The organism is Marinomonas hwangdonensis, from assembly GCF_003721245.1.
Taxonomy (GTDB): domain Bacteria; phylum Pseudomonadota; class Gammaproteobacteria; order Pseudomonadales; family Marinomonadaceae; genus Marinomonas; species Marinomonas hwangdonensis.
The window spans coordinates 213293-227468 of sequence record NZ_RIZG01000005.1 but is presented as its reverse complement, the minus strand read 5'-3'; the positions used below and the strand labels follow the sequence as shown (position 1 = coordinate 227468).

General features: G+C 46.9%; 11 protein-coding genes. 9 read left to right on the top strand and 2 right to left on the bottom strand.

The features are described 5' to 3' along the window. Positions 1-4 precede the first annotated feature (4 nt). Positions 5-2236: a primosomal protein N' gene (locus tag EBI00_RS10505; RefSeq protein ID WP_123095875.1), complete on the bottom strand. Its 2232-nt coding sequence runs from the start codon at positions 2234-2236 to the stop codon at positions 5-7. A 282-nt stretch (positions 2237-2518) separates the two neighbouring features. Between EBI00_RS10505 and rpmE the strand changes: the two genes are divergently transcribed. The 3 genes from rpmE (at position 2519) to EBI00_RS10490 (ending at position 4967) form a co-directional block, all read left to right on the top strand. Further along, on the top strand, positions 2519-2734 hold the full coding sequence (gene rpmE / locus EBI00_RS10500; protein WP_123095874.1) for a 50S ribosomal protein L31: 216 nt from the start codon (positions 2519-2521) through the stop codon (positions 2732-2734). Between the two features lie 17 nt (positions 2735-2751). Then, positions 2752-3528 carry a thermonuclease family protein gene (locus EBI00_RS10495; protein ID WP_241557011.1) on the top strand — a complete coding sequence of 259 codons (777 nt, stop codon included), beginning with the start codon at positions 2752-2754 and terminating at the stop codon, positions 3526-3528. Positions 3529-3698: 170 nt separating this feature from the next. Next, complete coding sequence (locus tag EBI00_RS10490) at positions 3699-4967, top strand: malic enzyme-like NAD(P)-binding protein (RefSeq protein WP_123095872.1); 1269 nt, start codon at positions 3699-3701, stop codon at positions 4965-4967. Between the two features lie 110 nt (positions 4968-5077). On the opposite strand, the gene EBI00_RS10485 is transcribed toward EBI00_RS10490, so the two are convergent. Further along, positions 5078-7522, bottom strand: coding sequence for a penicillin-binding protein 1A (locus EBI00_RS10485; protein ID WP_123095871.1), 2445 nt, complete (start codon positions 7520-7522; stop codon positions 5078-5080). Between the two features lie 157 nt (positions 7523-7679). On the opposite strand from EBI00_RS10485, the gene EBI00_RS10480 reads away from it, so the two are divergent. The 6 genes from EBI00_RS10480 to EBI00_RS10455 all read left to right on the top strand — a co-directional run bounded on the left by EBI00_RS10480 (position 7680) and on the right by EBI00_RS10455 (position 13841). Further along, positions 7680-8648 carry a hypothetical protein gene (locus EBI00_RS10480; protein WP_123095870.1) on the top strand — a complete coding sequence of 323 codons (969 nt, stop codon included), beginning with the start codon at positions 7680-7682 and terminating at the stop codon, positions 8646-8648. Then, positions 8620-9330, top strand: coding sequence for a hypothetical protein (locus EBI00_RS10475; protein ID WP_123095869.1), 711 nt, complete (start codon positions 8620-8622; stop codon positions 9328-9330). Before EBI00_RS10480 ends, EBI00_RS10475 begins: the two co-directional genes overlap by 29 nt. After that, on the top strand, positions 9323-10513 hold the full coding sequence (locus EBI00_RS10470) for a type IV pilus secretin PilQ (protein ID WP_241557010.1): 1191 nt from the start codon (positions 9323-9325) through the stop codon (positions 10511-10513). Before EBI00_RS10475 ends, EBI00_RS10470 begins: the two co-directional genes overlap by 8 nt. A 42-nt stretch (positions 10514-10555) precedes the next feature. Then, positions 10556-11104 (top strand): shikimate kinase, encoded by a 549-nt coding sequence (locus tag EBI00_RS10465; RefSeq protein ID WP_123095868.1) that lies wholly within the window; start codon positions 10556-10558, stop codon positions 11102-11104. After that, entirely contained in the window at positions 11104-12210 is a 1107-nt protein-coding gene (gene aroB, locus EBI00_RS10460) for a 3-dehydroquinate synthase (protein ID WP_123095867.1), read from the top strand. The genes EBI00_RS10465 and aroB overlap by 1 nt, the downstream gene beginning before the upstream one ends. Before the next feature lie 89 nt (positions 12211-12299). Continuing rightward, positions 12300-13841 carry an SPOR domain-containing protein gene (locus EBI00_RS10455; protein ID WP_123095866.1) on the top strand — a complete coding sequence of 514 codons (1542 nt, stop codon included), beginning with the start codon at positions 12300-12302 and terminating at the stop codon, positions 13839-13841. Positions 13842-14176 lie beyond the last annotated feature (335 nt).

Sequence of the window (14176 nt, the reverse complement as noted above, 5' to 3'; positions counted from 1 at the left end):
AAGCTTAGTAAGTTTCCAGTGGATCGACATCGATAGCAAAACGAATTTTGTGATGTTTTGTCGACTGCTCTAGCCAATCGGTCATCCTTTGTGTTGCCTCATGAAGTGGCGCTCTGTGGGCTGCTTTTATGGAGATGAGTGCTCTATGTTGCCCAGCTTTGCGAACTATGATGGCAGCATAAGGGCCCACAAGATACACGCCTTTAGCAAACAGTGGTTCAAGGTCGTTTCTCATCGCGGTTAATAGTTGCATGGCTTCTTGTTCGTTGCTGGACTCCGCGCGGATAATCACTTGGTGAAAAAATGGAGGGAGAGAAAGCGACTTACGTTCTGACAAACCATCAATCGCAAAGTGTTCATACCCCAAAGTGCACAAGCATTCGATGGCCGCATGATCTGGGTGATAGGTTTGCAATAAAACGTGGCCGGCTTTTTGGGCGCGTCCAGCGCGTCCAGCAACCTGAGTGACGAGCTGAGCGGTGCGCTCCATGCCTCTAAAATCAGAAGAAAATAACCCTGCATCTGCATCCATAATGATCACCAGTGTGACATTGGGAAAGTGGTGTCCTTTCGCCAGCATTTGTGTGCCAACAAGAATGGCTTGATCGTGTTCATGGATTTTTTGTGTCAGCTTTGCCATTGCCGATTTGCGTTGAGTGCTATCACGATCAACACGTAAGATAGGGGTGTCTTTAAACAGCGTGCCCAGTTGGGTTTCGATCTGTTCTGTGCCTTCACCCACCGTAAATAGTTCTTCTGACTGGCATTCTGGACAAGTGTGAATCAAGGCTTTTTGTGTGTCGCAATGGTGGCAGTGCAGTTTGTTGGCGCGCTTATGTACGGTGAGATTAACATCGCAATGATCGCAAGCGGCAATCCAGCCACATTGATGGCACATGAGCGTGGGTGCATAACCTCGACGATTTAAAAACACCAGTACTTGTTCTTTGCGCTCTAGGCAAAGCTTCATGCTGGCTAGAGCATGTTCGCTAAAACCATGAATCAGAGTTTTGCCGCGTAGGTCTACACGTTCCATTTGAGGGATGTGGGCATTGCCCGCTCTGTTTCGCAATTTTAACCAAGCAAAACGTTTTTGTATGGCGTTGGCTAGGCTCTCATAGGACGGCGTAGCCGAGGCCAATAAGACGGGGATGTCCAATGCTTGTGCTCGTTTTATGGCTAGATCACGAGCATGATAACGAAACCCTTCATGCTGCTTATAAGAAGTATCATGCTCTTCGTCAATGACGATTAAGCCAAGGTTCGGCGCGGGCATAAACGCCGCAGAGCGAGTGCCTATAATGATTTTAGCATGTCCGCTGGCGGCCAATAGCCAAGCATCTAATCGCTCTCTATCATTCATGTTGGAATGCATGAGCACAATATCGGTATTAAACCGCACTTCAAAGCGCTTTAGGGTTTGTGGTGTGAGTCCTATCTCAGGCACCATCACCAGAACTTGCTTGTCTTCTTTAATCAGATTTTCGATTAAGCGTAAGAATACTTCGGTTTTGCCACTGCCAGTCACGCCATCAAGCAGGGCAACATGAAAGTGGTGGCGATGGTCCAATAAATGGTCAGTGGCTCGAGATTGTTCTGGGTTTAGTGTGGGAGGAACTTGGGTCTGGTGAGCGTGTCTTTCTCCGCCTTTATTAAAAGAGCGAGGCTCTCGGCGCAATAATCCTTTGTCTTCCAAACTTTTTCCTGCAGCGGGAGCAAGGTCTAATACGGCCGCTGCTTGTTGGCTTAAGCCATTCGGGTGCTGTTGAGCGGCTTTGAGGAAGTCTTGCTGGCGCGGTGCTCGGCTTAATTGATCCAATGAAAAGGCTTGCCCTTGTGCTGTGGTAAACCACCAATTTTCGGTACGAAACTCGGCTTTTTCGCCTTTTCGTAATAGCACAGGTAGGGCATGAAAAATAACGTCGCCAATAGGATGATGATAGTAACGAGCGGCCCATTCACACAAAGCCATGAGTTCGGCGCTGATGACAGGTGCTTCGTCGTACAGCGATGTCAGTGGCTTAACCAAGTCATGCTCCCAATCGCTGGTGTGGCTCAACGCCACAATAACGCCAAGACGACTGCTGTTTCCAAAGGGAACCTTGACCCGCATCCCCGGTTGCAACTCATGTCTAAGAGCCGTTGCTTTAGGGACTTTATAGTCAAATAGCGTCCGCATCGGCACGGGTAGCGCGACTTTGATAAAGGGGTGAGATGTAAGTAGCGCCTCTGGCATGCGTTAAGGTAGACCTTTGTTTAATAAGCAAAAAGAATCGTAATCAATCTAGCGTTAAGTGTACGTCAGACCGGTTGCTGGTTGCGAGCCGCAATTTTAGCAGGAAAAGCACAATAAAAAGGTTGCTGATTGCGTAATAGATGCCTAAAATACGCGACTCTTAGCACCACTGTATAATGTCTGTACAACGTTTTTTGTACAAGAAACCGTGCGGTGCTTGGCGCGGCAATAGCCCATATATTTCGACCAAGTGGCGGCACATCAAACCTTAAGGTAACGACAATGAAAAAAGATATCCACCCAAATTACTCTGCACTTACAGCAACTTGTACGTGTGGTAACACGATGAGCCTTAACTCCACAGCGGGCAAAGACATGCACATCGACGTATGTAGCAACTGTCACCCATTCTACACAGGCCAGCAAAAAATGTTGGACACTGGTGGTCGTGTTGATCGCTTTAACAAGCGTTTCGGAGCACGTCGTACTACTAAGTAATTGGTGGGATGATAGTGATGGCATTAAAAAAGCGCCCAGTTTACTTGGCGCTTTTTTTGTTTTTGTCGGTAGCGGCCGATGCCGATGAGCTGTGTCTGGCAACAGGCGCACTTGAAAAGGCTCGAATCGAACGAGTAGTGGATGGCGATACCATCCATCTAAGTGACGGTCGAAAAGTACGTTTGGTTGGTATCGATACCCCAGAACTGGATCACAAAAAAGGCAATCATGAGCCTTTTGCGGTTGAGGCGACGCAGTTTGTTCGCTCGCATCTTGGGTCGTTTGTTTATATTGAGCCGGCGAAAAGTGATCGCGACCGATACGGTCGTTATTTGTACTATCTCTTCGATAAAGATCGTATTTCAGTGGCGAGTCAGCTACTATCCAGAGGGCTTGGTTATCGCATCGCGGTCCCTCCCAACTTAGATTATCAAGCGTGTTTTGAGGCGGCAGAAAATGCGGCCCGAGTTGCTAAAAAGGGATTATGGCAGCAAAATTTGCAGTGGCAGCCAAAAGCTGGCTTTGCATTTTCTCGTGTTACCATCACATCTGTAACAAAGAACCGAGGGGGTTGGTGGTTAGAGACCGACCAGGATCTTGTTATTAATCTGCCACCTAATGTCCTTGATTATTGGCCTGCACAAAAAGTGTTTTACCTCGAAGGTAAAGTCGTGGAGGTAAGGGGCTGGCAGCATCAAAGAAACAGTCGACACTCCGCTTTTAAATCTTGGGTTCTCACCGTAAGGCACCCTAATGATTTACGAGACCCTAAGTCGTTAACGGCTTTTTGGTAATATAGAAATTACCTATGGGTTTGTGCTTTAAAGTGGTGCCGAGATCGACTATTCTGACAATCTAAAATTATAAGGCGTTACCGCATTGGTTTTGAAAAAGCCCATGAGTAAAACGCCAGTTGTCTACGATAATATTAATTAACTACACCATAAGAGACGGAAACATCATAATGGCCGAAGATATAAAGCAAGCTGCACTGGATTATCATGAATTCCCAGTTCCAGGAAAATTAAGCATTACCATTAACAAGCCAACAGCCACAGCACGTGACCTTGCATTAGCGTACAGTCCTGGTGTAGCAGAGCCTTGCCGTGAAATTGCGAAAGACCCTGAAAATGCCTACCGCTACACTGGTAAAGGTAACTTGGTTGCTGTGATCTCTGATGGTTCGGCTATTTTAGGTTTAGGTAACTTAGGTCCTTTGGCCAGTAAGCCAGTTATGGAAGGTAAGGGGCTATTGTTTAAGCGTTTTGCTGGCATTAACTCGGTTGACGTAGAAGTAGAATCTGAAAGTCCACAAGCCTTTATCGATACAGTGGCTCGTATTGCCAATACCTATGGCGGTATTAACCTTGAAGACATCAAGGCGCCTGAGTGTTTTGAGATTGAACGTCAGCTGATTGAGCGTTGTTCTATCCCTGTGTTCCACGATGACCAACACGGTACAGCGATCGTTACCGCAGCGGGTCTGTTGAATGCGCTTGAGCTTCAAGGTAAAGACATTGCTGATGCGAAGATTGTGTGTCTTGGTGCGGGTGCCGCTGCAACAGCGTGTATGAAGCTGATCATTGCTTGTGGTGCGCAACGTGACAATATTTTTGTATTGGATCGTAAGGGCGTGATCCACTCAGGTCGTGATGACTTGAATCAGTTTAAAGCCATGTTTGCGATTGATACAGATAAGCGTACGCTTGATGACGCGATCGATGGTGCTGATGTATTTATCGGTGTATCAGGTCCAGATTTATTGACGGCTGAGCAGCTATCAAAAATGGCGGCTAACCCTGTTGTTTTTGCTTGTTCTAACCCAGACCCAGAGATTGACCCAGCGTTGGCTCGCGCCACGCGTGATGATTTGATCATGGCAACAGGCCGTTCTGACTACCCTAACCAAGTAAACAACGTACTTGGCTTCCCTTTCATTTTCCGTGGTGCGCTCGATGTGCGTGCGACTAAGATCAATGAGGAAATGAAAGTGGCTGCAGTGCATGCACTGAAGAATTTGGCCAAAGAAGAAGCGCCAGCGGATGTGGTTGAAGCGTACGGCGGTGCACCATTAAGTTTTGGCAAAGAATACATCTTGCCAAAGCCGATGGATTCTCGTTTGCTGAACGTTGTTTCTGCCGCTGTGGCTCAAGCCGCAGTGGACTCTGGCGTAGCAATGCTTCCATACCCAGATTTCTACCCGCTTGAAAACCTTGAGCACTTTGGTGCCTAAGCGATTTTTTAGTATAAAAAAGCGATGCTCTTAACAGAGCATCGCTTTTTTTTGCTTCTTTCAGCCTAAAAATACAGCGTTCAAAAATGCTGTGGTCAAAAACACCTTGGCTAAAATAGATTTTCTAGAATGTTGTTCTGTTGAGGGCTTTCTTGTGAATCGCTGCCTACCCCATTATTTAAAATGGGGAGAGGGAGGTTGCGTTGGGGTGGTACATATTCTTGTCTAAAAATTTCAAAAATCGCATCAGTTTGTCCTGGTAAAGCTCGTTCCCCCGTATTGGGATCAATACGAACGGTTACTAACGAAGACGGTTTGTGTACGTACGCAGGTGGTGAGTCTTTTAAGGCGCTGCGCATGTAGTCTATCCATGACGGTAATGAAACTGAACCACCCCATTCGCCACGCCCAAGCGGTGTTGAATTATCAAAGCCACTCCAGACTGATGTGACAATGTCTCCATTGAAACCTGAAAACCAGGCGTCACGCCCTTCATTGGTGGTGCCTGTTTTACCTGCTATATCATCTCGTTGGAGTACGCGGGCGCGTCGTCCGGTACCATATTGGATAACATCGCGTAACATATCGTAAACGATAAAGTTTACTTCTGGGTCTAATACCTGTGGCGCCATAGGAAGGCTCATAATACCTTGTGTCGTTTCAAATAAACCCATTTGAAGTTCGTTGTCGGTGGTTTTTTCCAGCGGAGTGCAGGTAGAACAGACGGTAACGGGAGTGGCTTCGAAGATACTTTCCCCGTGTCGATCGATAACACTGCTAATTAGGTAAGGCTGCACTTGATAGCCTCCATTAGAAAAAACCGCGTAGCCTGTCGCTATTTGTAACGGCGATAAGTTCGCACTGCCTAAAGATAAGGAAAGGTTGTGTGGTAATTCATTTGGATCGAATCCAAATCGCTTTAAAAACTCTAAAGTAGATTGTATGCCCAGTTCATCAAGCAGTCGAACGGATACCACATTTTGTGAGCGGTAGAGTGCTTGACGTAGGCGAGTAGGGCCATAAAACTTACCGCCATCGTTTGTTGGCCGCCACGCAGACGCCAAATTACTATCATTAAATACCACCGGAGCATCGTTAATAATGCTGGCGGCGGTGTAACCTTTATCCAAAGCATTAGCATAAACGAAGGGTTTGAAGTTAGATCCTGGCTGGCGCTTTGACTGGGTTATCCGGTTGAATTTATTCACAAAGAAATCAAATCCACCCACCAAGGCTTCGATAGCGCCATCTTTGCTGTTCAACGAAATTAATGCGCTTTGTACGGTAGGTTTTTGCGCTAACAACCATTCAACGTCGCTGTCGGGGCGAAGACGAACTATGTCGCCGGGCACTAATACATCAGCTACCTTACTTGGAGCAGGGCCCCAAGTGTCTTCATTAATATAGGCTTTTGCCCACTTTATGGAATCCCATGGTAGAGTTGTGCGTTCTCCATTTGCTAAGCGAGCGTCAGCCGTCGTTTCTTCCACAGACAGTATCAAGGCTGTTTGCCAGTCGCGGAACCGTGGAATATCTTGCAGGGCTTGAGTTTGTTCATCGAGTGGGGCGTCGATTAAATCGATTCGAGTTTCAATAGAACCACGGTAGCCGTGACGCATATCATAATCGAGTACGCCTTGATAAATGGCATCATTAGCGGCTTTTTGACGTTCTGAAAGGATTGTGGTGTATACCGTCATGCCGTTATTGTAAAGATCATCGCCGAAGGTATCATACAGTTCTAAACGGACCATTTCGGCGATATAGTTTGCCTCAATGTCCGGCCTCACGCCGTGATTTTTTGCCGTAATAGGAGATTCTACCGCGGTTTGATAGGCGTCTTTATCTATCATGCCCAGCGACAACATGCGCTGGAGTATCCAGTTGCGTCGGATAAGAGATCTGGAAGGATTCACAACTGGATTAAAGCGAGAAGGGGCCTTAGGCAACCCCGCAATCATAGCAAGCTGCGCAAGGTCGAGTTGATCAAGTGACTTGCCATAATAAACTTGTGCGGCGGCTTCAAATCCGTAGGCGCGATTACCCAAGTAGATTTTATTCACATAGAGCTCAAGAATTTCTTCTTTGCTTAATTCGCGCTCCATTTTTAACGCAATAAAAATCTCAGTAAATTTGCGTGTGTAAGTTTGCTCGAAGGATAAAAAGTAGTTACGTGCCACCTGCATGGTAATAGTGCTGCCGCCACCTTGCTTTTCTCCGGTCGTCACTAGCTGAAAGGCGGCTCGACCTAAGCCGATAATATCAACACCTGGGTGATAGTAAAAATTACTGTCTTCAGCCGCCAAGATGGCATTAGCCAAGTTTTCAGGGATATCCTCAAACTGAATAGGCGTACGGCGCTGCTCACCAAATTCACCAATTAGCTTATTGTCAGAGGTGTAGATACGAAGGGGAATGCGCAACTCAATATCTTTTAGTTCGGCAACGGAGGGGATATTGTCTTTCACGTTGTAATACACAGCGTAAACAATGCCAACCGCACTTAGTGCGCCAAGAGCGCCGAGAAGAAGAAGTATTTTGAGTGTCTTAGCCATATTAACCTAAGTAAGTGCTGGGTAAAAAAGAATGATTATACCGAAGATAAACCGTCAATAGTCGGTTAAATTTGCATCAAATCGTGTTATTGTTTAAAAATCAAATAAAGTTATCACACAAAAAATACACACTTGCTTGTCATTTCAAGGATGAAATATGAAGCTCTCATCTCGCTTTAAGCTAGCGATCTATTCTGCTGAGTGTTGTACGCTCGTTGACCCCGCCAATTACACTCGATTGTTCCAGCCTAGCGTTTCAGACAATGCGCTCCCTGATGCCACTAAGCTCGCTTCTATTCAGCAAACCCTGTCAGTCGATACGCTGAAAAAAGCAGGTCGTTGCATTGTCGTAGTGCCCGATGCGTGGTTGTCTGTCTCTGAGCATAGAATTGAAGATCGCATATCGCCAGCCCTTAGACCTTTAGCCGCCCTTAGTTTCGCAACAGAAACCACTTTCTCTGCACCAGATTCGCTGTTTTATTGTTATCAGTATCAAGAGGTTGATCAAGGTGCCGCCGTGTTAACGGTTTTTGCCTGCTCGTCTGAGTGGGTTGAGCGGTTATTAGCACCGTTTAAGCGACGGACTCAAGCATGTTTGTTGGTGCCATGGAGTCGTTGTAACCAAGTTGCGCAAAATGGACTGTCTTGGTCACGGTGCTCGCAGTACTCACTGTCGGTGTATCAACCCGAAGCAGAGCAACGTAAACACGCCCGACGACTTTGGATCGGTTTGATTGGGTTGAGCTTGCTTATACACAGTACTGCGTTTTTGTACTACGCGCACCTCGAGGGGAAGGTAAGCGAGATGGTGTCGCGCTATCAGGAGAAACGCGCTGCTCAGCAAGAATGGTTGTCGGTGTTGAGTTCCGATGACTTTGTCCATTCAACACTGTCTTTGGTACAAGGTTTACCTGATTCCGTTCGGATTGGTCACTTTATAGCAGAAACACCGTCAACCCATTTGCACATGACGCTACCTCAGCAAGAGTTGGATAGATTATTGACCCAGTGGCGTAGGCGTTATCCGGACTGGCACTGGGAACTTGATCAACAGCCACATCAAGCCACTTCTCTCAGTTATCAAAAGGAGGTGGTCGATGCCTTTATCAAAATACATCAAAAATAACGTTTTTTTGTCGTCTGATATAAAAGCCTCCCTTGTGTGTTTGTTGCTTGGGTTGCAAGTAGCGGTTTGGTACCCCGTTTTATCAAGATCGCTGAGCGATGTGAATACTCACTCATTGATAGAAAGCCAAATAGATACAGCTTGGCAGCAGACGCAGCATCAAGCTCAACGCATAAAGCAGCTTGTGTTCAGCGATATGCCTTGGGTGCAACACAAGGTCATTGCCACATTGAAGGGTTTGCCAACGCAATGGCAAGTTGAGGGCACGGCCTCAATTTTGGAGTGGCAACATTTTCAGGAAACCGTTGAAGAAAAGTCTGCTCTCACCTTGCGCTCGGCGGTGTGGAAAAGGCAGACAAATGGTCAATGGTACGGGCGATTAGAGATGAGCATGGCTCAACCTGTTAACAATCGAACTTATCAAAACTGGTTGCCTGTCAGATTACGAACAGACCGCTTTCATCCTAATGATTGGCAGATTCTATCGACCATGCGAAATGACGCGCATGCCTCGGCGTTGATTTCTTATCAGAATAATCCCCAATGGGTCACAGCAGGAATCTGGTTGCCAGAAGCGGGTGTCACCGTTCAGTCTGTGAGCTTGCAGTCCATTACCTTGGTAGCAATAGATGGGGTGCCGCAAACGATAGTGACAGCCACTACAGGGGGGCAAGGTGACTAAAAAAAGGAAAGTGTTATTGTTGCTTGGATTGCTCGGAACGCTCTTGTTCTCTCGTGCGTTGCCAGCGATGGATGTGTATTTTGAGTCACGCTCACTGCAAGAAGTACTGCCTTGGCTGGCGTCGAAAATGAATGAAAGTGTTATTATCAGCCCAGAAATAGATACGGTTTTAACGCTTTCTATTAAAGACGCCAGTTGGAAAGGCGTTATGGAAGCGGTGGCTCAACATCCTAATGTAAAACTTGAATGGCAGGGTAAAGTCGCAGTGTTGCTGCCTGACACACCGTCTTTAGTCGCAAAAAATGAAGACGCTGTTGATCATTGCCCTAGGGCTTATTGGGTACTAAAACACGCTAAGGCGGAAACGGTGGGTGCGCATTTGCAGGCTTTGTACCCCGCTTTGTCTTTCATTGTCGATAATAGGACCAATTCTATTGTTGCGAATCGCTGCGATTCCTTCTTTGACATTGAAGAAACCTTAGTCTGGCTTGACTCCCCCCTTAGGCAAATAGAAATTAGTGCGCAGATCGCCCAAGTGAGTCGGACGGCCCAATCCCAGTTTGGGGTAAACTGGCAAGCCAAATTATCAGACGGTATTCGTTCGTCTATCGGCGGTGCGGTGGACTTAGGCGCCTTGGCACCCTCAGCCAGTTTGGGGCTATCTGGTGTGGGTGGGTCGGGGCTATTGGGGTTTACCCTAGATATGATGGAGAGTGAGGGGCTTGCTAATGTGATTTCGAAGCCAAAGATCGTCACTTCCGAAGGTCAAGCTGCCCGCATTGAATCAGGAACAGAAGTGCCGTATCAGACTGTCAACGACGACAAGGTGAGCGTCGAGTTTCGTCAAGCCGCTTTGGTTTTAGAGGTGACCCCCCTTGTAAAAGAAGGCAACCACATTTTATTGTCGCTCAATATTCACCAAGATTCTGTTGGTGATCTCGTCAATGGCGTACCTAGCTTAAAAACAAATCGTCTAAACACGCAGGTTGTGGTGAAAAACCAAGAAACACTGGTGTTAGGCGGGATTTTTCGCGAAGAGCGTTTTGAGTATGAAAGTCGTGTGCCGTTTTTCAGTGACATTCCCTGGGTGGGTGCTCTGTTTAAAAGGCGTACTGAACAGCAAGAAAAGGTTGAATTGCTTGTATTTATTACACCAAAGCTGCTACAAATGTCAGATAACTAGGCCACGGTCTAAATCTGCTTAATTCCGATGTAATTGAATACAATGACAAAAGTCCCCAATATTATTTTAGTAGGGCCCATGGGCGCGGGAAAAACGACGATAGGTCGCTTGATCTCCCAGTCAATGGGCAAAGAATTCTATGACTTAGATAAAGTGATAGAAGATAACGCCGGTGCCGACATTTCTTGGATCTTTGAAAAAGAAGGTGAGGACGGTTTTCGTCGCCGTGAAACTCAAGCACTAGCCGACATAGTTCAGTCAAAAACCCAAGACTGTGTATTGGCGACGGGTGGCGGTATCGTTATGCGCGAAGAAAATCGAGATATTCTGCATGAAAATGCGTTAGTGGTGTACTTATACGCCTCGGTCGCTCAGCAACTGTATCGGACTTCAAAAAGTACCCACCGTCCTCTTTTGCAAACGGGTGATCCACGAGCGACCCTAAAAAAACTGTTTGAAGTACGTGACCCTTTATACAAAGAGGTGGCGACTTTGGTTATTGAAACCGATGCGCGTCATCCAAGGTCGGTCGCCAACAAAGTATTGGCGGCGATCAAGCGCCATCTTAATACGGAGATTATTGTATCCTGATGCAAACGTTAACCGTTGATCTGGGTGATCGCAGTTACCCTATTTATATCGGCCAAGGCCTTCGTCATCAAAAAGCCCTTTTCGATGAGGCTATTTCTGGCAAGCAGGTCATGATAGTGACCAATGATACCATCGCCCCTTTGTATTTGGCGTCTATGGTGTCTATGCTGTCTGAAGATTACCACGTTGATACCTGTATTTTGCCAGATGGTGAAGTCTATAAAACACTAGACACCTATGGGATTATTATGTCGGCTTTGCTAGAAGCCAAGCATAACCGCACTACGACGGTAATTGCTTTAGGGGGAGGCGTGGTAGGAGACATGGCGGGCTTTGCTGCTGCGACCTATCAGCGAGGTGTGCCGTTTATTCAAGTGCCGACAACCTTGTTGTCTCAAGTGGATTCGTCAGTGGGCGGCAAAACTGGAGTGAATCACCCGCTTGGAAAGAACATGATTGGCGCGTTTTACCAGCCGCAAGCGGTGATCATAGATACTGAAACCTTATCAACGCTGCCTCAGCGAGAGTTATCTGCGGGCATGGCGGAAGTGATTAAGTATGGCCTGATTTGCGACACGCCATTTTTTGATTGGCTGGAGCAAGTCATGCCTCAGCTAATGGCGTTGGACAATGACAAAATCAGTGATGCCATTTATCGTTCCTGTTTAGCAAAAGCGAATGTGGTCGCGCAGGATGAGAGAGAGGGTGGTCTTCGTGCTATTTTGAACCTAGGTCACACTTTCGGTCACGCCATTGAAACCGAAATGGGTTACGGTAACTGGTTGCATGGTGAAGCGGTCGCTGCCGGCAGCGTGTTAGCCGTTGATCTTTCTTGGCGTATGGGCAGCCTAACGGAACAAGATGTGAGTCGATCTGTGGCATTATTTCAAGCGGCCAATCTGCCCACCTTGCCACCGAGTACTATGACGCCAGATCAGTTTATTGAGCGTATGGCGCTGGATAAAAAAGTGTTAGATGGCAACCTACGTTTGGTATTACTTGCTGAGTTAGGCACGGCTGTGGTGACGTCAGATTTCCCTATAGACGCCTTCAACGCTTGTCTTGAAGATGCTATAGAAGCCAGTAAGCAAGCCGTCAACGCTTAACCAGCGTCCAGATTGACTGTCTATTTACTGATTGTTTGTGAGTGATTTTGGGTTATTTATTGTTGGTGATTTACTGTTGAAGGACTCATATGTCTAAGCCAGACTTCCAGTTTGATCTTGAGGATGCGCTCAATCAGCCCCCAAAGGCGACGCTGAGGGATCCTTTCGGCTCGAAAGACGGTTCTGCTTATTTCGCCAGTGAAGAAGGTAATCAGCAGCTGGCCTTACTGGAGCATTTGAGTCGCTACAGCAGTTTATTGTCTGTTGTACAAGGGCCACAGGGCAGTGGGAAAAGCCGCTTTTTAATGGAATTTGCTCGGCATCAAGATGACACCACAGTGGTGAGTCACGTTAAAGCCACTATGTTGATGACCGCAGGACAGCTGCTACAAGCCATTTATGTGGGGTTTGCTGGTCATTTTACACAACCACCCAATGAAACCACATTTGGTCCTTTGCTGAAACTTTCTCACGATCTGGATCAGAAAGGGCAGTCGACCTTAGTGCTTATTGATAATGCTCAGGAGCTAAACACAGACGCGGTCAGTATGCTGCTTGACATGATGTCTTTGGCAACAGAAAGCCAAACGGTTCCTCATGTAGTTTTGTTTAGTGAGTATTCACTTTCTCGCAATTTAGATGCTTATCAGCGTTCTCGTTATGAGCAATTAAGTCATTCCTTTACGCTTGCGCCTTACTCGTTAGAGCAAACTCGTGCTTACCTGTTGCACCGTGTCCGTGCGGTAGGAGGCGGGATCAATTTACCGTTTAATGACAAACAGGTGAAACAAATCCATCAAGAATCGGGAGGATATCCCGGTCGGATCAATCAAATTGCCCAGACTATGATGGGCAATGGCAATAAACCTGAGAAATCGGCATTTCGCTTGAATTTAGCAATGGGGTTTCCACTGGCGCATATGGCTTTGTTGTCATTGGTCATGTTGGGGATTCTAGTCGCCGTTTTGTTTTCCGACCAATCCAGTACTTCTAATACCAGTGTTGCAAACAACAGAACCGGCAATGCTATCCCGTTGGCGCCCAGACAGGGGCAATCCTCCGCTGAAACGCTCGCTCGAATGGACGCTATGCAGCGCCGAATTGGTCAAGAAGGCGAAATTATATTGCCTCCTATTCCTGCAGGTACGTCGGTACCTCCGATCAGTATGTCTGAGAGCCAAGCAGCGCCACGTCCTTCTATGACCACCCCAGCGATCCCCTCGGCGCCGATTCGCTCCGAAGCGCCCATTGCATCAAACCAAGCGGCCCCCGTAGCGCCCACACCGCCCGCTCCAGTAGTGCCAAGCACGCCTGCCGTTACGCCAGATAGATTTGATAAAACACAATGGTGGTTGTCGCAAAACCCGAATCGTTACACTTTACAGTTGTTAGGAACTCATAACCAAAATACCGTTCGAGAGTTTATTCGGGATCAAGGCAGTGTGGACTCATTTGGCTACTTCAAGTCAAAACACAATGACAAAGATTGGTTTGTCGTGGTTTATGGTATTTACCGAAACCGGAGTGAAGCCATCGCCGCCGCCGAGTCTCTGCCTGAGGACCTGCGTAGTTTAAACCCTTGGGCGAGAAGCGCTCGTGGTATACAAGGCGACATCCAAAAGGCTCAATAAACCAAAATAGGCTGTCATTTAGTTTGGATACTGAGTGGATTAAACGGTTCTTCGGGCTGTAAAAGCAGGATTTAGTGCGGTAAAAGTGCCGCATTATGCCGTTTTATTCGAGTTTTTGCTTTATTTGGTAAAAATCACTGTATTCCTCTGAAAAACCTCAATGAACAGTGGAAATTTCTGTTTGCAAAAACCCCAGCCGTAGAAAATCCTCTAAGTCCTGATTATATGACGCTAAACCCCCTCTAAAAAACGCCAAAATAACATAACCTAGGCCTAAGTCGATTTGAGTAGTTCCCTTCGTCGGGGTAGTATGATTTTCCAATTTTGATGGCATA